We start from the raw sequence: 21,152 nt of genomic DNA on the forward strand, positions 1-21,152 counted from the left end.
CCTCCTTTCGAGGCGACGACCGTCCGCACGAGCGCGGCACCGGCTCGGCCCTTCTGCTTCCCGCAGGCCAACACCCGAGGAGACGCACGCGCCATGTAGGGGCCGAGCCTCGTTCGCGAACAACCTGCGCAGACGATCCAGGCGGGCGGCGGCTCGCCACCATTCGACGCAACGACAGTCGGGCCAAAGGCGGCTCCGCGCCCCGCCCGCGGCACGATGCAAGGGAAGGCCCACGCCGAAGCATTGCGCGATGGCGCTGGCCCACACCTGCCGCAAATGCCACGGGCATCGGTCGGCGGGGCACCGCTGCCCGTCTTTCGATGCGCCTTCCCTTCGCCCACGCGCGGCACCGAGGCGTCACGTTGGCGCGCCGACGCCATCGCGCGAATGCACGACCCGGCCCGGTCACGCCCGGCCGCATACTCCAAATTCGGGATTGTCCCGCCTGCCGTCGCACCTGCCCGGTCCCGTCGGCCCTGAAGCTTCGGTCCTTCCCCGAAGCTGCGGCCCTCGCGCCCCCGCCGCGCTCTACCCGCGGATGCCGTGACGGTGGCGCGCGGTCAGAGTTCCGTTCCCGCCTCTCAGCCCGGAGTGCCCGCGGGCCCTTGCCCCGCGCCGATCGTCCGCAGCAGGCGCGCGCGGCCCGGCGGCACCGCGCCCACCTCGAGCCCCGTGAAGACATGCAGCGTGCCAAGGTCGCGGTCGATCACCGCGTGATCCGACACCCACCCCCCCATCAGCAGGTAGGTGCGCAGGAGCGGCGGCATCCGGGCGGTGGCGCGTTTCAGGTCGGGCTTGCGCCGCAGGAGGCTGGCGAAGCGGAACACCGATGGCGCCTTGACCCGCGGCAGCCAGCGGGTCGGCGCAAGGTGACGCTGACGCAGGAGAGCGAAGGCGTCGTAGTAGTCGCGCGCCTCGGTGCCATGGAAGGACGAGCAGCCGAACAGCATCTGCACGCCAGCGGCATCGACATGGGCCGTCATCGCGCCCCATGCCACGCGCAGGATGTCGGGGTCGCGCCAGTCGGGGTGGATGCAGAACCGCCCCATCTCGACCATCGGCCCGTCGAAGCCCTTCAGCGCGGAAAGCTCGTAGAACTGGGCGGAATAGCTGCGCTCGATCTCGGCACCCGAGGGCAGGTGCAGCAGGCGGAAGCAGCACACCAGGCTTCCGGTCCGCAAGTCCTCGACCAGCACATGGTCGCAGGCGCCATCGAAGGCGTCCGTGTCGCGGCCCGAAGCCGCGCCCTCGCGCGGGGCCCGGAACGCGGTCCATCGCAGGGCCTGCGCCGCCTCGACGTCGGCCGGGCCCGCCGCGAGGCGCGCGCGATAGCGCCCGCGCGTGAAGGTCGTCATGCCCGGTCGTCCGGTATCTGCCGTCTTTGCGGTCGTCACATCGCGGAAACGGTCCGGCGACAGGTCCGGTTCCCCGGAGCGGTCGGGGCGGACTGGCGTGGCGCCTGAACCCTCAGCCGCCCAGCGCACCGAGGTCGACGCGGCCGAGGTTGCGCATGAGCTGCCGGAAGAAACCGAGATCGCGCACCGAGGTCTCGGTGACGCGGCGCGACAATTGCACGACGCGCCCGTCCTCGAGCCCGAATCGCTCGATGTTGGTGACGACGCCATTGCCGTCGAAGGAGATCGCGACGACGTCGCGCTCGATCACCTGCGGGGCCTGATAGGCGTAGTTGCGCACCCGGTAGGCCGAGTAGATCCAGGCCTCGTCGCGCAGGACCCCCGACGCTGCGGGCTGGCCGATCGTCTCGGCGATGGTCTCGCGGGTGTCGACGCCGACGGCGATCTGCGCAAGCTCGTCCTCCGGGGGGACGAAGCCGTGGTTGTCGATCGTCGCCGAGCAGGCGGCGAGGGCGACCGTCACCGCCGCCGCGGCCGCGAAGCGCCGGATGCCTCGGAACAGGCCGGAGGTGCTGGGGTTCGTCATGCTCATCTCGCCTCTGGCCGTCGTCTGGCAGGCGGGCGGCCCGTCCGCCCGGCCGGCCCGGCCTGGCGCGCCACCCCCGCTCAGGGTTTGTATCCGCTTGCGGAATGGGGTTATCCCATGAAACCGGTCGGGGCAAGTTCGGCCGGAGGCTGCGGCCGGCAACGCCCGGATCGGCCACGACATGGGAGAGCGAGATGACGACCCCGAAATCCCAGGGCACGCCCGGCCACGTCGTGCCGCTGGCGCGGCAGACCCGGCTCGACCTGGACTTCAGCATCGTGCCCGAGACCGAGGCGCGCCGCGCGGCCGCCGAGACGCTCGGGATCGAGGCGGTGCGCAAGCTGCGGTTCGAAGGCACGCTGCATCCTGTCGGGGCGCGGGACTGGCACCTGGAGGCACGGCTGGGCGCAACGGTCGTCCAGCCCTGCGTCGTGACGCTGGCCCCCGTCACCACGCGCATCGACACGGAGCTGGAGCGGCGCTACCTCGCCGATTTCGTCGAGCCCGAGGGCGACGAGGCGGAGATGCCGCAGGACGACACCGCCGAGGCGCTGCCCGAGCGTCTCGACCTGTCGGCGGTGATGCTCGAGGCGCTGGCGCTGGCCTTGCCCGACTATCCCCGCGCCGAAGGGGCCGAGCTTGGCGAAGCCAATTTCGCCGAGCCGGGCGTCGCGCCGATGACGGACGAGGACGCGCGTCCGCTGGCGGGACTGGCCGCACTGCGGGACCGGCTGCGGGGCGAGGACGAGGACGATTCCGACGCCTGAACAGGCCCTTGCGGCGTCATCCACGGGGCCCGCGCGGGGCCGCGGAAAGGGCCCGGAAAAGGGCTTGCATGGCGGGCAAATCGGAGTATGTTCCCGGCCTCATTCGCCCCCCGGATGTGACCATGTCACCTGCGCCCGAGATGGCGCGCGACGATCGGGACGGTTTGCGTCGCCGGTGCAGCGGCGGGCGGCGAATGCGAGAGAGAGACGAAACGGATTACATCGGGATGCCGTGCGCTTCGTGCCACGGCCATCCGCAACTTCGAGGTTGAGACATGGCTGTCCCCCAGAACCGAGTGACGCGGTCCCGCCGCAACATGCGCCGCGCCCACGATTCGCTCGACGGTGCGAACCCGAACGAATGCCCCTCCTGCGGAGAGCTGAAGCGCCCGCATCACGTCTGCCCGTCCTGCGGCTCCTACAACGATCGTGAGGTCGTGGCGCAGGCCGAAGAGGTCGATCTCGACGAAGACGCAGCCTGAGCGGCGGCAAGATCGGCGGAACGCAGATGACCGACGGGACGGCGCTCACCGGCGGCAGCATTCCGGGCACTGTCCTGTCGATCGATGCGATGGGCGGGGACCAGGGCCCCGCCGCCGTCGTGGGCGGGCTTGCCAAGGCCATCGAGAAGAATCCTGACCTGCGGTTCATCGTGCATGGCGACCGGCCAGAGCTGGAGCGCCTGATCGACAAGCGTCGCGGGCTTCTGGACAGGTGCGAGCTGCGCCATACGGACGGCGTCGTGCGCATGGACGAGAAGCCGTCCAACGTGCTGCGTCACGGCAAGAACACCTCGATGTGGTCCGCGATCGAGGCGGTGCGCGCCGGCGAGGCGCCCGTCACCGTGTCGTGCGGCAACACCGGCGCGATGATGCTTATGGCGATGACGCGCCTGCGCAAGATCGAAGGCGTGAACCGCCCCGCGATCGCCTGCCTCTGGCCGTCGCGCAATCCCTCGGGCTTCAACGTGATGCTGGACGTGGGCGCGGACATCCGCGCGGACGCCGAGGATCTTCTGCAATACGCCCTTATGGGGGCGAGCTACGCCCGCAACGGTCTCGACCTGCAGCGCCCGCGCGTCGGGCTGCTGAACGTCGGCACCGAGGAGCACAAGGGCCGCGCCGAGATCAAGGTCGCGGCAGACCTCATCGCCCGCGTGGCGCCGGCGGCCGATTTCGACTTCGTGGGCTTCGTCGAGGGCGTGGACCTGCCGTCCGACAAGGTGGACGTGGTGGTGACGGACGGCTTCACGGGCAACGTGGCGCTGAAAACCGGCGAGGGCACGGCGCGCATGATCCGCGAGCAGCTCGAGGCGGCGTTCAGGTATTCACCCCTCAGCCGGATGGCGGCATTGCTCGCCTATCCGTCGCTCAGGCGGCTGTCCAAGCGCATCGATCCGCGCCGGGTGAACGGCGGCGTGTTTCTCGGGCTCAACGGCACCGTCGTCAAATCGCATGGCTCGGCGGATGCCACCGGCGTCGCGGCCGCCATAAAGCTGGCCGCGCGGCTCGCGGCGACGGGCTTCAACCAGCGGCTTGCCGCACGCATCGCGCAGGCCGAGACCGCGGCTGCGGCCGCGATGCAGGACGCGGGAGGACGCGGCGGCGCGGGCACGCAAGGCGCCGGAGGCCGGACATGACGTTGCGCGCGGTGCCGGTCGGGATCGGCCATTACCTTCCCGCCCGCGTGGTGGAGAACGCCGAATTCGAGGCCTCTCTCGACACGACCGACGAATGGATCCGGTCGCGCTCGGGGATCGAGCGGCGGCATTTCGCGGCCGAGGGCGAGACGACGAGCGGCATGGCCGTGGCGGCGACGCTTTCGGCACTCGAGATGGCGGGCCTGACGGCGGGCGACCTGGACGCGGTGGTGGTCGCGACCTCGACGCCCGACCTCACCTTCCCCTCCGTCGCCACGATGGTGCAGTCGGGGCTTGGCATGACGGGGGGATTCGCCTTCGACGTGCAGGCCGTCTGCGCCGGTTTCGTCTACGCGTTGGCCAATGCGAACGCGCTGATCCTGTCGGGTCAGGCGCGGCGCGTGGCGGTGATCGGGGCCGAGACGTTCAGCCGGATCATGGACTGGACCGACCGCTCGACCTGCGTGCTGTTCGGCGACGGAGCGGGCGCGCTGGTGCTCGAGGCGCAGGAAGGCACGGGTGGCCCCGAGGACCGCGGCATCCTCGCCACGGACCTGCATTCGGACGGGCGCTACCGCGACCTGCTCTATGTGGACGGTGGCGTCTCGACCAGCGGATCGGCCGGCGTCCTGCGGATGCAGGGCCGCGAGGTCTTCCGCCACGCCGTTGAAAAGCTTGCGGAAACGGCCGAGGCTTCACTGGCCAAGGCGGGCGTCACGGCGGCCGACGTCGACTGGATCGTGCCGCATCAGGCCAACCTCAGGATCATCACGCGAACCGCGCAGAAGATGGGCGTGAGCATGGACCACGTCGTCGTCACGGTGCAGGACCACGGCAACACTTCCGCCGCGTCGATTCCGCTTGCGCTGTCGGTGGCGGTGGCCGACGGGCGGGTGCGCAAGGGGCAGCTTCTCGTGGCGGAGGCCATCGGCGGCGGCCTTGCCTGGGGCTCGGTCGTCCTGCGCTGGTAGCGCCGATCCGCCGGTCGAGGACCGCGCCGCAAACCCCTGCATTGACTTGAGAAAACCCTTCGCTCATCCTGTAGGCAGCAAAAGCCGGGGGTGTGGGAACTATGGCAGGCAAGACTCTGACGCGAATGGACCTCTCCGAGGCGGTGTTCCGCGAGGTCGGATTGAGCCGCAACGAAAGCTCGCAACTGGTCGAGCGCGTGCTGGAACTCATGTCGGACGCCCTCGTGGACGGCGAACAGGTCAAGGTGTCGTCCTTCGGCACCTTCTCGGTCCGCTCCAAGACCGCGCGCGTGGGCCGCAACCCCAAGACCGGAGAGGAAGTGCCGATCAGCCCCCGGCGGGTTCTGACCTTCCGCCCCTCGCACCTCATGAAGGACCGGGTCGCCGCCGGGAACCGGAGCTAGGGGCCGGGACATGCGCCGGCCTGAGACGGAAGGCGGGCCGACCCACCCCGCACCGGCAGCCCGATGAGCAAGTCGCCCGACGCGTTCCGCACGATCCGTGAAGTCGCGGACTGGCTGGGCGTGGCAGCCCACGTCCTGCGCTTCTGGGAGTCGAAATTCAGCCAGATCAGGCCGGTGAAGCGCGCCGGCGGCCGTCGCTACTATCGCCCTGCCGACATGGAACTGGTGGGCGGCATCAAGGTGCTTCTGCACGACCGGGGCATGACCGTGCGCGGCGTCCAGCGGATGCTGCGCGAAGAGGGCGTCGCCGCCGTCGCCGCCCTGTCGCCACCGCTCGAACGCATCGAGGCCGCGCAGGAACTGGTCGAAGGCATCGCCGAGGAAGCGGCCTGGCGGCAGGACGCGCGCGAGGACGCCGAGATCGTCGAGGACGCGGCAGCCCCGCCCGCCCCCGAGGCCGAATTCGCATCCGAGGACGCGCCCGCGCTGCCCGGTTTCATCCGGCACGCGGCCCCGGATCTCGAACCGACGCCGGACACTGCGGAAACCGGTCCCGCGCCGAAAGCGGGGGAGGAGGCCGTCGAAGGCGGTGACACGTCCGAAACCGACCCCGGCACGGTCGAGGGCTTGCCGCCCGAAGCGCACGAGGCCGCGCATACGGCGCCCGGCGCGGAGACCGCCGCCGAGGACGCCGCCGCAACGGACATGGCCGAAGGGAACGAGGATGAGGAAGCCCGCGCCGAGGTCGCGGAGCCTTCCGCAGAGCCAGCCCCGGAACCTGCCCCGGAACCCACGCCAGCGCCCGCCGCCGCCTCCCCCGCGGAGCGTGAAGACACCGCCGCCGCAGCGCCGCGCGGGGACGAGGCCGCGCCTCCCGCACCCGCCGAGGCGCGTGAAACGCCCGGTGCGGCGATTTCGCTCGACCGGCTTTCCGCCCTGGCGGCGCGGGCCGCCGCTGGCGATGCGGGCGACGCCGCGTCGCTGGAGACGGCCATCGCGGGCCTGCGTCAGCTGAAGTCGCGGATCGAACGGCCGCCCGAAGCCCGCTCGGGCTGAAACTCCTTTCTCCGCCCCCTTGCGCGTGTCTCCAAAATCGCTAGAACCGCCTTCAGTCGGGCTATGGCGCAGCCTGGTAGCGCGTCCGTCTGGGGGACGGAAGGTCGCAGGTTCAAGTCCTGCTAGCCCGACCAACATAGACCAATTCCCCCAAGCCGAAATCGGCCTTGCCCTCCGGTCGTTGCCGGTCTTTTCTGGCCGGCACACTGTCGCCGCGAAGGAAGGCCCGACATGACCGACAGCGCAGCCGCCGGGGTTCTGCCCGACCACGCCATCCGCGCGCTCGTCACGTCGGGCGCGATTGCCGCCGACCCGGCCGTGGACCCCGACCAGCTTCAGCCCGCGAGCCTTGATTTGCGTCTCGGCCATGTCGCCTACCGGGTGCGCGCCTCTTTCCTGACGGGGCGTGGCCGCAAGCTGTCGGACCGGCTCCCGGAATTCGAGATGCACCGCATGGCGCTCGATCACGGCGCGGTGCTGGAGAAGGGCTGCGTCTACGTCGTGCCCCTGATGGAGGCGCTGGACCTGCCCGGCGACGTCTCGGCCGTGACCAACGCCAAAAGCTCGACGGGGCGGGTCGACTGCCTGACGCGGGTGATCACCGACGACGGAACCGAGTTCGACCGCATCGGCGCGGGCTATCGCGGGCCGCTTTTCGCCGAGATCTGCCCGCGCTCCTTCTCGGTCCTCGTGAAGCCGGGATTGCGGCTGAACCAGATCCGCTTCCGCCGCGGCGAGGCCGTGCTCAGCGACGCCGAGCTTGCCCGCCGCCATGCCGAAAGCCCGCTGGTCGCGGGCGGCGACGGCGCGCTGATCGACGACGGGCTGGGTTTCTCGGTGGACCTGACGCCGGGACGCGACGGGCTGGTGGGCTACCGCGCGAAACCCCATGCCGGCGTCGTGGACCTGACCCGCATCGGCACCCACGCCATCCACGATTTCTGGGAGGAACTGCGCCCCGAGAAGGGCCACGTCATCCTCGACCCCGGGGCGTTCTACATCCTCGTGAGCCGCGAGGCCGTCTCGATCCCGCCCGACTGCGCGGCCGAGATGGCGCCCTATCTCGCGATGGTGGGCGAATTCCGGGTGCACTACGCGGGCTTCTTCGACCCCGGATTCGGCCACGGCGTCCCCGCGCGCGGGGTGCTGGAAGTGCGCTGCCACGAGGCGCCCTTCGTGCTGGAGCATGGCCAGGTCGTGGGCCGCCTGGTCTACGAACGCATGGCCGCCCTTCCCGAGCGGCTCTATGGCGCCGAGCTTTCCTCGAACTACCAGGGCCAGGGGCTGAAGCTGTCGAAACACTTCCAAGGCTGACCACGAACCGGCGCAGGCTGCGCAAATTCCGGGCAGCGTTGCGTGGGCGCGTGTCGGGGCGACCGTTTCTTTTGCCTTTGGTCCTCGCCGTGTTACTTTCTTCCCCACGACGACGACCAACCGATCTTTCCGACAGGAGACGCGACATGTCGATCAAGACCATACTGGCCGCCTTCGTCCTCGCCGCCGCGCCTGGCCTCGCCATGGCCGAGTGCAGCTGGGGCTCGATGCAGCAGACCACGATGAGCTGCAGCGACGGCACGAGCTGGGATGCCGCGACGCAGTCCTGCGTGCCCACCGCCAGCAGCTGAACCGCCCACAGAGGGCTTGAAACGACCCGCGCGCCGGCCGCGACCGGAGCGCGGGTTTTCCATGCAAGGTCCCCCGCATGATCCGCCAGCTTCCGGCCGTCCTTGCGCTCGCCGCGGCGTCCGCCGCCCACGCCATCGGCCCCGAGGACGACAGCCCGCCGACGCCTGGCCCGACCACCACCACCTGCGAGGCGGGCGAGGTCTGGGACACCGATGCCGCGGCCTGCGTCGCCATCGACGAAAGCCGGCTGCCCGAGGCCGACCTGCGCCGGACGTCGCGCGAGATGGCCTATGCGGGTCGCAGCGACGACGCCCTGGCGCTTCTGGGGCGTTCCACGGCGCCCGATGCCTCCGAGGTGCTGACCTTGCGCGCCTTCGCCAATGGCCGCGCAGGGCGGCTCGACGCGGCGCTGCCGCTTTATGCCGAGGCGCTGGCCGCCGACCCCGACAACCTTCTCGCGCGCGCCTACATGGGGCTTGCGCTGATCGCCGCGGGACGCCCCGACGATGCCGGTCGCCAGCTGTCGGAGATCCGCGACCGCGGCGGCGCGGGCGGCTGGCCGGATCGCGCGCTGTCGCGCGCGATCGCTGCGGGCGCACCGGTCGGCTACTGAGGCCGCGATCCGAACCGGTAGAATTCGCGGCGTTCACGCCCCCGCCGTAAAGCCATCCTTAAGCCCGCCGCGCCGATGCTGGCGCACGGATGCGACGTTTGCGCAGGCGGCGGCGCGGCAGAGGACGGGTGCACGGATGGGATTGCTGGAGACCTTCGTCACGGATGACGCCGTGGCGCAGATGACGGATGTCACGCCCGGCGCCCTCAACCGGCGCCAGAAGGCGGCCGTTCTCGTGCGGCTCCTGCTCAGCCAGGGCGTCTCGCCCGGTCTGGACAAGCTCACCCCGTCGCAGCAGGGGACCCTCGCCCGCGCGATGTCGGGACTGGGCCAGATCGACCGCGCCACGCTGGCGGGGATCGTGACCGAGTTCATCGAACAGCTCGACAACCTCGCGCTGACGATGCCGCGCGGGATGCACGCGGCGCTCGAACTGCTCGACCCGCATATTTCGGCGATGGCGCGCGACGGACTGAAGGCCGAGGCCGAGATCGGCGACGGCACCGACCCGTGGCTGCGGCTGGCCGGGATGGAATCCGACAGCCTGCGCCCCGTCCTGGACGAGGAAAGCGCGGAGATCTGTGCCATCCTGCTGTCGAAACTCACCGTCGCGAAGGCGGCGAAGCTTCTGTCCGGCCTGCCCCCGCACCGGGCAGAGCTGATCGCCCATGCCGTGTCCCTGACCGACACCGTCCTGCCCGAGACGATCCGCCGGATCGGCGAGCAGCTTCACGCCCAGATCGTCGCCGAGCCGAAGCCCGCCTTCAAGACAGCGCCCGTTCAGCGCGTGGGCGCGATCCTGAACGCAGTCAACACCACCGCCCGCGATGCCGTCCTCGCCGGTCTCGATGCGCGCGATGCGGACTTCGCGGGACGGGTGCGCCGCGCGATCTTCACCTTCCAGCACATCCCGCGGCGCGTGCAGCCGACCGACGTTCCGCGGATCGCCGCCGCGGTCGATCCCGCCGACCTCGGCAAGGCGCTGGCCGCCGGGATGGCGAAGGCGCCGCTCGCCGTCGAGTTCCTTCTCGAGAACATGTCGAAGCGGATGGCCGAACAGTTGCGCGGCGAGGCGGAGGCGATGGGCGCCCCCCGCGAGGAGGCGGGCGAAGCCGCAATGCAGGCCGTCGTCGCATCGATCCGCGCGCTGGAGGATTCAGGCGAAATCCGGCTTCAGATGGAGGACGGGGACTAGACGCGCGGGATCCCGCGGGACCGCCCCCCGCCGCGCGCGATCGCACCACGTGCCGTGTGGGGCACGGATGCGCCCCGCCGTCGCGCAACGATTTCGCTTCCCGCCTCGGCGCACCTATATCTGGGGCATGGTCCTCGAATTCAGAGAAGCCGGCATCTACTGCCCCGCCGCAGACGCCTACATCGATCCGTGGCGGCCAGTGCCGCGCGCGCTCATCACGCATGGCCATGCCGACCATGCCCGGCCCGGCCACGGCGCCTACCTCGCCACGGCCGAGGCCGCGCCGGTCATCCGCCATCGCCTCGGCGACATCAGGCTCGAGACGATCGGCTACGGCGTCACGCGCCGGATCGGCGACGCGGAGGTCAGTTTCCACCCCGCAGGCCATGTCCCCGGCTCGGCCCAGATCCGCGTCGAGGTCGGCGGCGAGGTCTGGGTCGCCTCGGGCGACTACAAGACCGTCGACGACGGTCTGTCGACCCCCTTCGAGCCGGTGCGCTGCCACACGTTCATCACCGAAAGCACCTTCGGCCTGCCGATCTACAGCTGGACGCCGCAGGACGAGCTTGCGCGCGACCTGAACGAATGGTGGACGCAGACCGCCGCCTCGGGCCGCCACGCCGTCCTTGGCGTCTACGCGCTGGGAAAGGCGCAGCGCATCCTGCGGCTTCTCGATCCCTCCGTCGGCCCGATCCTGACGCATGGCGCGGTCGAGGCGGTGACGCAGGTCCTGCGCGCGCAGGGCATCGCGCTGCCCGACACCCAGCAGATCACGCCCGAAACCGACCTCAAGGCGCTTCGTGGCGCGATGGTCCTCGCGCCGCCCTCGGCGCTTGGCTCGGCGTGGATGCGCAGGCTGGGGCCGGTCTCGACAGGGTTCGCCTCGGGCTGGATGCGGCTGAGGGGAGTGCGGCGGCGGCGGGCTGCGGACCGGGGCTTCGTCGTCTCCGACCATGCCGACTGGGACGGGCTGAACGGCGCGATCGCGGCCACCGGCGCCGAGCGCGTCTACGTCACCCACGGCTACACGAGTCAGTTCTCGCGATGGCTGTCGGAGCAGGGCTACGACGCGGGCATCGTCGAGACGGAGTTCGGCGGCGAAAGCCTCGAGGAAACCACCGAAGAGGCCCCCGGGACCGGCGGGGGTGAGGTCGTGGAATGAGCGGGCTCACCCTGACCGATCGCGCATGGCTGGCCTTCGCGCGCAACATCGAGCGTCCGACGCTCGCCCTTCTGGGCTCGCAGCGGGCGCTCGACCGCGTCTTCCGGCTGACGGCGCGGATGACGACGGGCACGCCGCGCGGAACGCAGACGCATCGGGACGCCGACGGCAGCCTGTGGCTGACGCCTCCCGGCGTCGCCCCCGACGCGCCGCTCCTGTTCTACATCCACGGTGGCGGCTTCACCATCGGCGCGCCGGAAACCCATGCGGGCCTCGCCGCGCATCTGGCGGCGGCGGCCGGATTGCGGGCCGTACTGCCGCGCTACCGCCTCGCGCCCGCCCATCCCTTCCCCGCCGCCCCGCAGGACGTCATCGCGGCCTGGACGCGCCTTTACGGGCAAGGTGCGGCACCCGTGGCCATCTGCGGCGACAGCGCGGGGGGCTGCCTCGCGCTTCTGCTGGCGATGCACATCCGCGACAATGGCCTGCCTGCCGCCGACGCGCTCGCGCTGATCGCGCCCATCGCGGACCTTTCCGGCGACATCGCCGCGCGCATCGAGGCCGCGCCGTCGGAACACCTGATCCCGGCACGCTGGGCCCGGCGGATCCGGCGCTGCTACCTGCCGGGCATCGACCCCGCCCGCGCCGACGTCTCGCCGCTTCTGGGCGACCTGCGCGGCCTGCCCCGCACCCTTGTCCAGGCCGCCGAGGGCGAGGCCCTGGCCGAAGACGCGCGCCGCCTCATCGCCGCGATGGACGACGCGACGCTGGAGCTGCACCCCGGACTGCAGCATGTCTGGCACCTGCACGCGGGCCGGTCGCCGGCGGCGGACGCGGCGCTGGCCGATTTGGGCCGCTTCCTGAAGGAGGCGCGGGCATGAAGCGGTTCGCGGAGCTCTTCAGCGCGCTGGACCAGACGACCTCGACGCGGAAGAAGACCGCGGCGCTGGCCGATTACTTCCGCGTGGCGCCCGAGGACGACCGCATCTGGTGCATCGCGCTTCTGTCGGGGCGCCGCCCGCGCCGGACCATCACCACCACCAAGCTGCGCGAATGGGCGGCCGAGCGCGCGGGCATCCCGGCGTGGCTGTTCGAGGCCTGCTACCCCGTGGTCGGGGACCTTTCGGAGACCATCGCCCTCGTGCTGCCCGAACCCGAGGGCGAGACCGACCTTCCGCTGGCGGAATGGATCGCGCGGCTGCGCGCCCTCGATGCGGGCGACGAGGAGACGCGCAAGGCCGCCATCCTTCAGGCGTGGGATGGCCTCGCGCCCACCGAACGGCTTGTGTTCAACAAGCTGCTGACCGGCGGCTGGCGCATGGGCCTGAGCCAGAAACTGATGACGCGCGCGCTGTCGCAGGCGACCGGCATCGACGAGGCGGAACTGACGCACCGCCTGATGGGCGACTGGACGCCCGACACGGTCAGCTGGCGCACCCTGATCGAGGCGCCGGACCCCACCGCGGATCTTTCGCGGCCCTATCCCTTCTACCTCGCCTACCAGGTCGAGGGCGATCCCGAAGACCTCGGCGATCCGGCCGACTGGCTGGCCGAGCGAAAGTGGGACGGCATCCGCGGCCAGCTGATCCTGCGCGGCGGCGAGCACTGGCTCTGGTCGCGCGGCGAAGAGCTGATCACCGGCCGCTTCCCCGAACTGGCGAGTCTGCGCGACTTCCTTCCCGCCGGCACGGTGATCGACGGCGAGGTCCTCGCCTGGGACAGCGGCGCAGCCGCCCCCCTGCCCTTCGCGCGGCTTCAGCCCCGGATCGGGCGCAAGACGGTGCCGAAGAGGCTTCTCGCCGAGGCGCCGGTGATCGTGATGGCCTACGACCTTCTCGAATGGCGGGGCGAGGACTGGCGGCAGCGCCCCTTGCGCGACCGGCGCGCCCGGCTGGAGGCGGCCCTTGAGGATCTGCCGCCCGATCTTCCGATCCGCCTGTCTCCCCGCGTGGAAGCGACGGATTGGGCCACCCTCGCCAAGGCGCGCGCCGAAAGCCGGGACATCGGCGCCGAGGGCTTGATGCTCAAGCGTCTCGACGCGCCCTACCTCTCGGGCCGCAGGAAGGGAGATTGGTGGAAGTGGAAGGTCGACCCGCTGTCGATCGACGCCGTGATGATCTACGCGCAGGCCGGGTCGGGCCGGCGCGCCACGCTCTATACCGATTTCACCTTCGCGGTCTGGAACGGCAACGAGCTGGTCCCCTTCACCAAGGCCTATTCCGGTCTGACCGACGCCCAGTTCAACGAGATCACCCGCTGGGTCCGGAAGAACACGACGGACCGATTCGGCCCCGTGCGCGCCGTTCGGCCCGAACACGTCTTCGAAATCGCCTTCGAGGGCATCCAGGAAAGCCCGCGCCACAAGTCCGGCGTCGCGCTGCGATTTCCCCGCATGGCCCGCTGGCGCAAGGACAAACCCGTGTCCGAGGCCAATACGCTCGACGACCTCAAGGAGATGCTCGCGCTTTACGGATGACCTGCGTCAAGGCGCGCGCGGCCGTTTCATGCGACAGATCCCAACCGTTTCGTGCTGATGGGAGATGCCGCGATGACCGACGTGAACGGACTTCTGAAGTCCACCGTGGAAGAACTCGACAAGCTTCTGAACGCCCGCAACGTGCTGGGCGACCCGATCGAGAAGGACGGCGCGACGGTCATCCCGATCGTCAGCTACGGCTTCGGCTTCGGCTCGGGCGGCGGCGAGGGCGGCAAGAGCGGCTCGCAGGGCACCGGCGGCGGCGCGGGCGCGGGCGGCGGCATCAAGCCGCTCGGCGCGATCATTTTCGACGCCAACGGCGCCCGCGTCGAGGCGGTCAAGGGCGCGATGTCCTCGGTCGCGCAGGTGGTCGCCGACGCCGCAGGCCGCGCGATGGGCTCGAGGGCCGCGGCCGAAAAGAACGACGAAGGCTGAGGCTGTGACCGCGCTGGCATGGCTGCTCGGCGCGGCGCTGGCCCTTGTGCTCGTGACGCTTCTCGCGCCATGGCATGTGCGTGCGCAGGGCCGCACCTCGCCGCCCCACCTTCGCATCGAGGTCCGGCCGCTCGCGGGCCACGCCCCGGCGATCCCGATCCCGGTGCCGCTGGGACGCCAGGGCCGCACGCCCCGCCCCAGGGCCACGCGCCGCCCCCGCGAAGACGTCCGGGCCCGCCGCCTGAGACCTGCGGGCCTCCGCGCGCTTGCCTTCGGCATCCTGCGCGCGATCCGGCTTCGGCATCTGGAGGTGCGCGGGCGGATCGGCCTCGACGACCCGGCCGACACCGGGGTGCTCTGGGGCCGCCTCGCACCCTTCGCCTTCGCGCTCTCGGGCCCCCGGCGGAGGATCGACGTCGCGCCCGACTTCTCGGAGGCCTGCCTCGACGTCGAGGCCGTGGCCGAGCTGGTGGTCCGGCCGCTGGGCCTCCTGCGGGCGGGCATGGCCTTCGGCTGGGCCAACGTCAGGGCGCCGGCATGACGACCCTGCGCAGCCTCTCGGCGATCCGCTCTCACGGGCCATGGCGCATCGCCGCCATCGAGGAGACCGAAACGGCCGTCCACGCCTTCGGGCACCGGGTCGCGGCGCAGGGCGGCAAGCGTCCCCTCGCCATCCTGATCGAAGGGCCGCAAGGACTGCATGGAACCGACCTTGAGGGACGCGCGCTCCCACTTGGGGACATCGAGGCGCTTCTGCCCGGGGCGCTGGATCGTTTAGCCGGCAGGGCGGGGCGCAACACCGGGCCGGACAACACGGAGGAGAACCGGACATGAAGATGCAGGACATCGCCCAGCACGCCCACGCGCTCTACCGGGCGCATGGCGACCGCGCCGAGGCGGAGGCCGCGCAGAAGGCCTCGAGCGAGGCCGCCGCCGGCAATGCCGCCGAGGCCGAGAAGTGGGAAAAGATCCGCCTTCACATCAAGGAGATGCGCGGACCCCGCTCGAAATAGGGGCCGGGTCAGGCCTCAGGCGACCTCGGCGACCGAAACGGGACGCCGCCCCGCCTTCCAGGACCGCGCCGCCACGCCGAAGGCCTCGAACAGCGGACGCGACACCGGGTCCTGCGCCGCGCGGTATTCGGGGTGCCACTGCACCGACAGGGTAAAGCCCGGCGCGCCCTCGATATAGGTCGCCTCGGGCGTCCCGTCGGGGGCGTGGCCGTCGATGACGACCCGCCCGCCCGGCCGCTTGATGCCCTGCCCGTGCAGCGTGTTCGTCATCACCTCGGTCGCGCCGAACAGGCGGTGAAACGGCCCGCCCTCGGTGAAGGTCACGGCATGGCGAAGGGCGAACTTCTCCTCGATCGTGCCGTCGGGAGGCATGCGGTGGTTCATCCGTCCCGGCAGGTCGCGGATCTCGGGATGGAGCGTTCCGCCCATCGCGACGTTCACCTCCTGAAAGCCGCGGCAGACGCCGAGAAAGGGCTGTCCGCGCTCGACGCAGGCCCGGATGAGCGGCAGCGCCACGGCGTCGCGCGCCCGGTCGAAGGCGCCGTGCGCCTCGGTCGCGTCCTCGCCGTATTCCTCGGGATGCACGTTCGGCCGCCCGCCGGTGAACAGGAAGCCGTCGAAGGTGTCCAGAAGCTCCGCGGTCGAGACGAAACGCGGATCCGACGGGATCAGAAGCGGGATGCAGTCCGCCACCTCGGCGATGGCCTCGGAATTCATCGTCCCGCCCGCGTGGGTGGAGTACTGATCGTTGATCAGGTGATGATTGCCGATGATGCCGATGACGGGCCGTGCCATGGGTGTCCCACTCCTCTCCGGGCAGGGCAGGATATAACCCACGCGGCCGCTAGGAGAAAGTGCTCCGGGGCACAAAGGCGCCGCCGCCTGCGCACGATCCGCGCAGATGCCGCAAATCTGGGCGCTCACGCCTGCCCAAGCTGCGCCGGACCCGCGGCCGGGATCCCCGGCGGGAAGGCCGCTCCCGTGCGGCACGGGATGCGCGCGCCGTGGAGGCCCTGCCCCGCCCGCGCAAGGACGCCCCGGCCCCGAGGCGCACCACCGAGGGTAAGGCGTCCGCTACGCGCTCGCCTCGAACCCCGCCGCCTCGATGCCCGCGACAGCCGCCGCCGCATCGTTGTCCGACGTGTCGCCGGTGACGCCCACCGCGCCCACGACGGCGCCGTTCTCCAGAACCAGAACGCCCCCGGGCACCGGCACGACCTTGCCGCCGAACGCCCCGTTCACCGCGGCCATGAAATAGGCCTGCCCCTCGGCCCGGGCCATCTGCGCCGAACCCGGCATCCCCAGCATCACCGCGCCATAGGCCTTCGCGCGCGCGATCTCGAAGCGCCCGGGGCTCGCGCCATCCTCGCGCTCGAACGCCAGGAGATGCCCGCCCGCATCCAGAACCGCCACCGACAGGGGCTTCAGCCCAAGGTCCCGGCCCTTGTCGCGCGCAACCTCGATCATCTTCCGCGCCGCATCGATCGTGATCATGTCATCTCTCCCGCATCGGGCCGTTGTCTCGGCCCCTCGCCTTCATCTTTCCCAAAATACCGCCGGGGGGTCCGGGGGGCTGGCCCCCCGGTATCCCTCAGGCGGCCTTCCATTCCAGCCGCCGGGCGTGAAGCACCGGCTCGGTATACCCGCTCGGCAGCTCGCGGCCCTTCATCACGAGGTCGAGCGCCGCGGCGAAGGCGATCCCGTTGAAGCCGGGCGCCATCGGCCTGTAGGCGGGGTCGCCCGCGTTCTGGCGGTCCACCACCTCGGCCATGCGGCGGAACGTGTCCACGACGTCCTTCTCGGACACCACGCCGTGATGCATCCAGTTGGCGATGTGCTGGGCGCTGATCCGGCAGGTCGCGCGGTCCTCCATCAGCGCCACGTCGTTGATGTCGGGCACCTTCGAACAGCCGACGCCCATGTCGATCCAGCGCACCACGTATCCCAGGATGCCCTGCGCGTTGTTCTCGACCTCGCGGGCGATCTGCGCGGGCGTCCAGCGGCGGTAGCTTGCCAGCGGGATGTCCAGAAGGCCGGTCACGTAGGCGCGCCGGCCGCCCTTCTCAAGCTTTTCCTGGACCGCGGCCACGTCCACGCGGTGATAGTGCAGCGCGTGGAGCGTCGCTGCCGTCGGCGAGGGCACCCAGGCGCAGTTGGCGCCCGCGCGCGGGTGCTCGATCTTGGCCTCCAGCATCGCGGCCATCGCGTCCGGCGCGGCCCACATGCCCTTGCCGATCTGCGCCCGCCCGCGCAGCCCGCATTCCAGGCCGATGTCCACGTTCTGGTTCTCGTAGGCGGTGATCCAGCCCTTGCGCTTGATGAAGTCCTTGCGGCTGAAGGGCCCGGCCTCCATCGAGGTGTGGATCTCGTCGCCGGTGCGGTCGAGGAACCCGGTGTTGATGAAGGCGACCCGGTGCCTGGCGGCGCGGATGCATTCCTTGAGGTTGACCGACGTGCGGCGCTCCTCGTCCATGATGCCGAGCTTGACCGTGTGCCGCTCGAGGCCCAGCACGGCCTCCACGTGGGTGAAGGCCTCGTCCGCGAAGGCCACTTCCTCGGGCCCGTGCATCTTGGGCTTCACGACGTAGACCGATCCCGCGACCGAGTTGCGCGCGCCCTCGTGCTTGCCGAGGTCGTGCAGGGCGATGAGGGTCGTGATCATCGCGTCCATCAGGCCCTCGTAGGCCTCCGAGCCGTCCTTGAGCAGGATCGCGGGGTTCGTCATCAGGTGGCCGACGTTGCGCACCAGCATCAGCGACCGGCCCTTGACGCTGAACTCCGAGCCGTCGGGCGCGGTGCAGACCTTGTCGCCCGACAGGCGCCGCGTCATCTGCCTGCCACCCTTCTCGAACGTCTCCTCGAGGTCGCCGCGCATCAGGCCCAGCCAGTTGCCGTAGGCCAGCACCTTGTCCTCGGCATCGACGCAGGCGACGGAATCCTCGCAATCCATGATCGCCGAGACGGCCGCCTCCATCCGCACGTCGGCCAGAAGCGCCTGGTCCCGCGCCCCGATCGGGTGCGCGCGGTCGAAGACCAGCTCCACATGCAGCCCGTGGTTGCGCAGAAGCACTGTGTCGGGCGCGCGCGGATGGCCGGTGAAGCCCACGAACTTCTCGGGCTCCATCAACGGCTTGTCGTCGGCCAGAAGCTGCCCCTTCTCGACGCGGTAGCGGTGCACGTCGGCATGGCTGGCGCCCGCGACCGGGAAGGCGTCGTCGAGGAACACCCGCGCCCGCGCCACGACCCGCGCGCCGCGGCCGCGGTCGTACCCGCCCGGCGGCGGCAGCGTCCCCATGGCGTCCGTGCCGTAGAGCGCATCGTAAAGGCTGCCCCAGCGCGCGTTCGCCGCGTTCAGCGCGAACCGCGCGTTGGTGATCGGCACGACAAGCTGCGGGCCAGCGACGGTCGCGATCTCGGGGTCGATCTTGGTCGTGTCGATACGGAAATCCGGCCCCTCGGGCAGGAGATAGCCGATCTCCTCGAGAAAGGCCTTGTAGGCGTCGGGATCGTGCGGCTTGCCGCGCCGGGCGATGTGCCAGTCGTCGATCTGCCGCTGCAGGCGCTCGCGCTTTTCCAGAAGCGCGCGATTGCGCGGCGCAAAGTCGTGCAGCAACTCCGAGAACCCCGACCAGAAGGCCGCGGGCTCCACGCCCGTTCCGGGCAGCGCCCTGTCCTCGAGGAAGGCGGCGAGTTCCTTCGCCACCTGCAATCCGTTCCGGTCGACGCGCTCGGTCATGCATCCCTCCGCTTGCGGTATCCGACGGTATTCCGCCGCGTCCCGGCTTAGGAAATAAGTTTCCAATAGGCAACAGGGGTGGTCAGGTTTTCTGACCAATGCCCCCCAATTTGCGCGCCTCCCCCCGGCACCGGTCCGAGCAGTAGCGCACCTCGTCCCAGACCCTGGCCCATTTCCTGCGCCACGCGAAAGGACGCCCGCACGTCGCGCAGGCCTTCTGGGGCAGGTCGGATTTCCGGCGCATCTTCGGCATGGAAGGCGAGATAGCGGCACGGCGCGAGCTTTCCATGGCCGCCACGCCGACCATTCCCCCGCCGGTCAGAGGTCGAGGCGCATCTGGCGGTCGTCCTTCGGCCTGCGCCTGCCCGCGCGGTCGTTCACGAAGTGCCGCCCCGCCCCGCCATCCTTGCGGCTCGCGTGCTTGTCCACGATCCGCGCCGCCTCGCTGCGGAAGGCGTCGCCCCGGCGGACGGCCCAGACCCTCTCGCGCGCTGCGCGCGCAGCGGCCGCCACGTCCACGACCGGCGCGGGATAGCGCCGGCCCAGAAGCCTGCCCGCGCCCTCCCACTCCCACGGGGATTGCAGGAAGCGGTCGGGCACATCGGCCAGTTCGGGCACCCATCTGCGCGTGAAGACGCCGTCGGGGTCCTGGTCCTGCCCCTGTTTCACGGGATTGTAGATCCTGACCGTGTTCATGCCGGTCGTGCCTGACTGCATCTGCACCTGAGGCCAGTGGATGCCGGGCTCGTAGTCGGTGAAGACCCGCGCAAGGTGCGGTCCCGTCGCGCGCCAGTCGAGCCACAGATGGTAGGAGGCCACCGCCACCAGCATCGCGCGCATCCGGAAGTTCAGCCAGCCGGTATGATCGAGAAAGCGCATGCAGGCATCGACGAAGGGAATGCCCGTCTCGCCCTGCTCCCACGCGGCCAGGCGCACGGCGTCGGGCGCGCGCGGGCGGAGGCCCTCGTAGGCGGGATGCAGGCACCGCGTTTCGATCGCTGGCTCGTCCTCGAGCTTCTGCATGAAGTGGTCGCGCCACGCGAGGCGGGCCTCGAAGCTTCTCATCGCACCGAGCCAGCCTTCGCGCGTGCCCTTCGCGGCCGCCTTGCGGCGCGCGGCGGCCTGCGCGGCCTCGCGCGGGCTCAGCGTGCCCCACGCGAGATGCGGCGACAGGCGCGAACAAGCGGCCTCGCCCTCCAACGGCGAGGACATGGCCCGCCGGTAGGTCTGGCCGCGCATTTCCAGAAAGGAGGCGAGCACCGCCTCGGCCTCGGCGCGCCCGCCCCGCTGCCGGCCCGGACAGGGATCGAAGGCGAGCCCGAGATCGCGCGCGTCAGGGATCGCGCCCGGGTCGAGGCCGAAGCCCCGCAGGCCCGCGGGCATGTCGCGCGCGCCCGCCCGCATCGCCGCGTCGCGCCGCGCGGCCCAGCCGTCGCGGCCCTTCAGCCGGCGCACGACGCCCATCTGCGCCACCTCGCTCCAGCGGATGCCGGCCTCGCGCGCCCAGGCCGCCACCTCGCGGTCGCGGGCATAGCTCCAGAGGTTGCCCGTCTCCTCGTGGCTGACGATCTCGCGGACGCCCGTCTCGGCGCAGAGCGCGGCCAGGACGTCGCGCGCGGGCCCCACCCGCACGACGAGCGGCGCGCCCAGCGCGCCGAGCGCTTCGCGGAGCGGCGCGAGGGATTCCGCGACGAAGCGATATTGCCGGGCGGAGGCGTCGGGCTGGGCCCAAGCCCCCGGTTCGACGATGAAAAGCGGCAGGACGCGCCCGCCGCGCAAGGCCGCCTCGGCCAGGGCCGGGTTGTCGCGCACCCGCAGGTCGCGCTTGAACCAAAGGAGAACATCGCCGCTCATGACGGGCGAGATAACCGACCCGGCGGCGAGGTCAAAGGCGGAACGCGCATGTCAGTCGACGGCCGCGCTCGCCTGACCTCCGGGCTCGAAGCTCGACGGCTCGCCGAAGGCTGCCTCGGGCGGGGGCGCGGGGGCGAACATCTGCCATGCCGCAAAGCCCAGAAGCGCAAGCGCCGCGGCGGCGATAAGCACCCGGAGCGTGACGAGGACGGGGCGGTGGCGGCGTTCCTGCGTCTCGAGATCGGTGTCTGGGGCGGACATGGT

At 71.0% G+C, this 21,152-nt stretch carries 25 protein-coding genes and 1 tRNA gene; 18 read left to right on the top strand and 8 right to left on the bottom strand.

Annotated features, from left to right (window positions below):
- Window positions 1–581: 581 nt before the first annotated feature.
- Both P6F26_RS06365 and P6F26_RS06370 read right to left on the bottom strand, forming a co-directional pair.
- Window positions 582–1,355, bottom strand: a complete 774-nt coding sequence (locus P6F26_RS06365; protein ID WP_278027819.1) for a GNAT family N-acetyltransferase — start codon at window positions 1,353–1,355, stop codon at window positions 582–584.
- A 112-nt stretch (window positions 1,356–1,467) separates the two neighbouring features.
- A complete protein-coding gene (locus tag P6F26_RS06370; protein ID WP_278027820.1) occupies window positions 1,468–1,941 on the bottom strand; it encodes an outer membrane protein assembly factor BamE in 474 nt (157 codons plus the stop codon).
- A gap of 194 nt (window positions 1,942–2,135) precedes the next feature.
- Between P6F26_RS06370 and P6F26_RS06375 the strand changes: the two genes are divergently transcribed.
- From P6F26_RS06375 to P6F26_RS06460, 18 genes are all read left to right on the top strand, one after another.
- Window positions 2,136–2,708 carry a YceD family protein gene (locus P6F26_RS06375; protein WP_278027821.1) on the top strand — a complete coding sequence of 191 codons (573 nt, stop codon included), beginning with the start codon at window positions 2,136–2,138 and terminating at the stop codon, window positions 2,706–2,708.
- A gap of 275 nt (window positions 2,709–2,983) precedes the next feature.
- Window positions 2,984–3,190, top strand: coding sequence for a 50S ribosomal protein L32 (rpmF, locus tag P6F26_RS06380; RefSeq protein WP_278027822.1), 207 nt, complete (start codon window positions 2,984–2,986; stop codon window positions 3,188–3,190).
- A 26-nt stretch (window positions 3,191–3,216) separates the two neighbouring features.
- Window positions 3,217–4,347, top strand: a complete 1,131-nt coding sequence (gene plsX, locus P6F26_RS06385) for a phosphate acyltransferase PlsX (RefSeq protein WP_278027823.1) — start codon at window positions 3,217–3,219, stop codon at window positions 4,345–4,347.
- A complete protein-coding gene (locus P6F26_RS06390) occupies window positions 4,344–5,318 on the top strand; it encodes a beta-ketoacyl-ACP synthase III (protein ID WP_278027824.1) in 975 nt (324 codons plus the stop codon). The genes plsX and P6F26_RS06390 overlap by 4 nt, the downstream gene beginning before the upstream one ends.
- A 101-nt stretch (window positions 5,319–5,419) precedes the next feature.
- The gene (gene ihfA / locus P6F26_RS06395) at window positions 5,420–5,722 is read left to right on the top strand and encodes an integration host factor subunit alpha (RefSeq protein WP_278027825.1); all 303 of its coding nucleotides are present in this window, start codon (window positions 5,420–5,422) and stop codon (window positions 5,720–5,722) included.
- A gap of 63 nt (window positions 5,723–5,785) precedes the next feature.
- Window positions 5,786–6,778 (top strand): MerR family transcriptional regulator, encoded by a 993-nt coding sequence (locus tag P6F26_RS06400; RefSeq protein ID WP_278027826.1) that lies wholly within the window; start codon window positions 5,786–5,788, stop codon window positions 6,776–6,778.
- Between the two features lie 57 nt (window positions 6,779–6,835).
- Window positions 6,836–6,912: transfer RNA gene (locus P6F26_RS06405), tRNA-Pro, on the top strand.
- A gap of 97 nt (window positions 6,913–7,009) precedes the next feature.
- Window positions 7,010–8,092: a 2'-deoxycytidine 5'-triphosphate deaminase gene (locus P6F26_RS06410; RefSeq protein ID WP_278027827.1), complete on the top strand. Its 1,083-nt coding sequence runs from the start codon at window positions 7,010–7,012 to the stop codon at window positions 8,090–8,092.
- A gap of 146 nt (window positions 8,093–8,238) precedes the next feature.
- A complete protein-coding gene (locus P6F26_RS06415) occupies window positions 8,239–8,403 on the top strand; it encodes a carbohydrate-binding module family 14 protein (protein WP_278027828.1) in 165 nt (54 codons plus the stop codon).
- A gap of 77 nt (window positions 8,404–8,480) precedes the next feature.
- Window positions 8,481–9,017, top strand: coding sequence for a tetratricopeptide repeat protein (locus P6F26_RS06420; RefSeq protein ID WP_278027829.1), 537 nt, complete (start codon window positions 8,481–8,483; stop codon window positions 9,015–9,017).
- Between the two features lie 136 nt (window positions 9,018–9,153).
- Complete coding sequence (locus P6F26_RS06425) at window positions 9,154–10,212, top strand: FliG C-terminal domain-containing protein (RefSeq protein WP_278027830.1); 1,059 nt, start codon at window positions 9,154–9,156, stop codon at window positions 10,210–10,212.
- Between the two features lie 127 nt (window positions 10,213–10,339).
- Entirely contained in the window at window positions 10,340–11,374 is a 1,035-nt protein-coding gene (locus tag P6F26_RS06430) for a ligase-associated DNA damage response exonuclease (protein ID WP_278027831.1), read from the top strand.
- A complete protein-coding gene (locus P6F26_RS06435) occupies window positions 11,371–12,255 on the top strand; it encodes an alpha/beta hydrolase (RefSeq protein WP_278027832.1) in 885 nt (294 codons plus the stop codon). Before P6F26_RS06430 ends, P6F26_RS06435 begins: the two co-directional genes overlap by 4 nt.
- Window positions 12,252–13,850, top strand: coding sequence for an ATP-dependent DNA ligase (locus tag P6F26_RS06440; RefSeq protein WP_278027833.1), 1,599 nt, complete (start codon window positions 12,252–12,254; stop codon window positions 13,848–13,850). The genes P6F26_RS06435 and P6F26_RS06440 overlap by 4 nt, the downstream gene beginning before the upstream one ends.
- Window positions 13,851–13,922: 72 nt before the next feature.
- The gene (locus tag P6F26_RS06445; RefSeq protein WP_278027834.1) at window positions 13,923–14,285 is read left to right on the top strand and encodes a spore germination protein GerW family protein; all 363 of its coding nucleotides are present in this window, start codon (window positions 13,923–13,925) and stop codon (window positions 14,283–14,285) included.
- 4 nt (window positions 14,286–14,289) lie between these two features.
- Entirely contained in the window at window positions 14,290–14,826 is a 537-nt protein-coding gene (locus P6F26_RS06450; RefSeq protein WP_278027835.1) for a DUF2953 domain-containing protein, read from the top strand.
- The gene (locus P6F26_RS06455; RefSeq protein WP_278027836.1) at window positions 14,823–15,119 is read left to right on the top strand and encodes a hypothetical protein; all 297 of its coding nucleotides are present in this window, start codon (window positions 14,823–14,825) and stop codon (window positions 15,117–15,119) included. Before P6F26_RS06450 ends, P6F26_RS06455 begins: the two co-directional genes overlap by 4 nt.
- Window positions 15,116–15,298: a hypothetical protein gene (locus P6F26_RS06460; RefSeq protein ID WP_278027837.1), complete on the top strand. Its 183-nt coding sequence runs from the start codon at window positions 15,116–15,118 to the stop codon at window positions 15,296–15,298. Before P6F26_RS06455 ends, P6F26_RS06460 begins: the two co-directional genes overlap by 4 nt.
- 15 nt (window positions 15,299–15,313) lie before the next feature.
- On the opposite strand, the gene P6F26_RS06465 is transcribed toward P6F26_RS06460, so the two are convergent.
- The 6 genes from P6F26_RS06465 to P6F26_RS06490 form a co-directional block, all read right to left on the bottom strand.
- A complete protein-coding gene (locus P6F26_RS06465) occupies window positions 15,314–16,093 on the bottom strand; it encodes a gamma-glutamyl-gamma-aminobutyrate hydrolase family protein (RefSeq protein WP_278027838.1) in 780 nt (259 codons plus the stop codon).
- Window positions 16,094–16,372: 279 nt separating this feature from the next.
- Entirely contained in the window at window positions 16,373–16,792 is a 420-nt protein-coding gene (locus P6F26_RS06470; protein WP_278027839.1) for a GlcG/HbpS family heme-binding protein, read from the bottom strand.
- A 97-nt stretch (window positions 16,793–16,889) separates the two neighbouring features.
- Window positions 16,890–19,034 (bottom strand): malate synthase G, encoded by a 2,145-nt coding sequence (locus P6F26_RS06475; RefSeq protein WP_278027840.1) that lies wholly within the window; start codon window positions 19,032–19,034, stop codon window positions 16,890–16,892.
- 82 nt (window positions 19,035–19,116) lie between these two features.
- A complete protein-coding gene (locus tag P6F26_RS06480; RefSeq protein ID WP_278027931.1) occupies window positions 19,117–19,287 on the bottom strand; it encodes a DUF2256 domain-containing protein in 171 nt (56 codons plus the stop codon).
- Between the two features lie 65 nt (window positions 19,288–19,352).
- Window positions 19,353–20,888 (bottom strand): FAD-binding domain-containing protein, encoded by a 1,536-nt coding sequence (locus P6F26_RS06485; protein ID WP_278027841.1) that lies wholly within the window; start codon window positions 20,886–20,888, stop codon window positions 19,353–19,355.
- Window positions 20,889–20,939: 51 nt separating this feature from the next.
- Window positions 20,940–21,149, bottom strand: a complete 210-nt coding sequence (locus P6F26_RS06490; RefSeq protein WP_278027842.1) for a hypothetical protein — start codon at window positions 21,147–21,149, stop codon at window positions 20,940–20,942.
- Window positions 21,150–21,152 lie beyond the last annotated feature (3 nt).

Source organism: Roseicyclus salinarum, assembly GCF_029624655.1.
GTDB classification, from domain to species: Bacteria; Pseudomonadota; Alphaproteobacteria; order Rhodobacterales; family Rhodobacteraceae; genus Roseibacterium; species Roseibacterium salinarum.

Coding starts and splice junctions, on each gene's coding strand:
- P6F26_RS06365 (WP_278027819.1), bottom strand. CDS start 1,355: ATGACGACCTTCACGCGCGGGCGCTATCGCGCGCGCCTCGCGGCGGGC.
- P6F26_RS06370 (WP_278027820.1), bottom strand. CDS start 1,941: ATGACGAACCCCAGCACCTCCGGCCTGTTCCGAGGCATCCGGCGCTTC.
- P6F26_RS06375 (WP_278027821.1), top strand. CDS start 2,136: ATGACGACCCCGAAATCCCAGGGCACGCCCGGCCACGTCGTGCCGCTG.
- rpmF (WP_278027822.1), top strand. CDS start 2,984: ATGGCTGTCCCCCAGAACCGAGTGACGCGGTCCCGCCGCAACATGCGC.
- plsX (WP_278027823.1), top strand. CDS start 3,217: ATGACCGACGGGACGGCGCTCACCGGCGGCAGCATTCCGGGCACTGTC.
- P6F26_RS06390 (WP_278027824.1), top strand. CDS start 4,344: ATGACGTTGCGCGCGGTGCCGGTCGGGATCGGCCATTACCTTCCCGCC.
- ihfA (WP_278027825.1), top strand. CDS start 5,420: ATGGCAGGCAAGACTCTGACGCGAATGGACCTCTCCGAGGCGGTGTTC.
- P6F26_RS06400 (WP_278027826.1), top strand. CDS start 5,786: ATGAGCAAGTCGCCCGACGCGTTCCGCACGATCCGTGAAGTCGCGGAC.
- P6F26_RS06410 (WP_278027827.1), top strand. CDS start 7,010: ATGACCGACAGCGCAGCCGCCGGGGTTCTGCCCGACCACGCCATCCGC.
- P6F26_RS06415 (WP_278027828.1), top strand. CDS start 8,239: ATGTCGATCAAGACCATACTGGCCGCCTTCGTCCTCGCCGCCGCGCCT.
- P6F26_RS06420 (WP_278027829.1), top strand. CDS start 8,481: ATGATCCGCCAGCTTCCGGCCGTCCTTGCGCTCGCCGCGGCGTCCGCC.
- P6F26_RS06425 (WP_278027830.1), top strand. CDS start 9,154: ATGGGATTGCTGGAGACCTTCGTCACGGATGACGCCGTGGCGCAGATG.
- P6F26_RS06430 (WP_278027831.1), top strand. CDS start 10,340: ATGGTCCTCGAATTCAGAGAAGCCGGCATCTACTGCCCCGCCGCAGAC.
- P6F26_RS06435 (WP_278027832.1), top strand. CDS start 11,371: ATGAGCGGGCTCACCCTGACCGATCGCGCATGGCTGGCCTTCGCGCGC.
- P6F26_RS06440 (WP_278027833.1), top strand. CDS start 12,252: ATGAAGCGGTTCGCGGAGCTCTTCAGCGCGCTGGACCAGACGACCTCG.
- P6F26_RS06445 (WP_278027834.1), top strand. CDS start 13,923: ATGACCGACGTGAACGGACTTCTGAAGTCCACCGTGGAAGAACTCGAC.
- P6F26_RS06455 (WP_278027836.1), top strand. CDS start 14,823: ATGACGACCCTGCGCAGCCTCTCGGCGATCCGCTCTCACGGGCCATGG.
- P6F26_RS06460 (WP_278027837.1), top strand. CDS start 15,116: ATGAAGATGCAGGACATCGCCCAGCACGCCCACGCGCTCTACCGGGCG.
- P6F26_RS06465 (WP_278027838.1), bottom strand. CDS start 16,093: ATGGCACGGCCCGTCATCGGCATCATCGGCAATCATCACCTGATCAAC.
- P6F26_RS06470 (WP_278027839.1), bottom strand. CDS start 16,792: ATGATCACGATCGATGCGGCGCGGAAGATGATCGAGGTTGCGCGCGAC.
- P6F26_RS06475 (WP_278027840.1), bottom strand. CDS start 19,034: ATGACCGAGCGCGTCGACCGGAACGGATTGCAGGTGGCGAAGGAACTC.
- P6F26_RS06480 (WP_278027931.1), bottom strand. CDS start 19,287: ATGCCGAAGATGCGCCGGAAATCCGACCTGCCCCAGAAGGCCTGCGCG.
- P6F26_RS06485 (WP_278027841.1), bottom strand. CDS start 20,888: ATGAGCGGCGATGTTCTCCTTTGGTTCAAGCGCGACCTGCGGGTGCGC.
- P6F26_RS06490 (WP_278027842.1), bottom strand. CDS start 21,149: ATGTCCGCCCCAGACACCGATCTCGAGACGCAGGAACGCCGCCACCGC.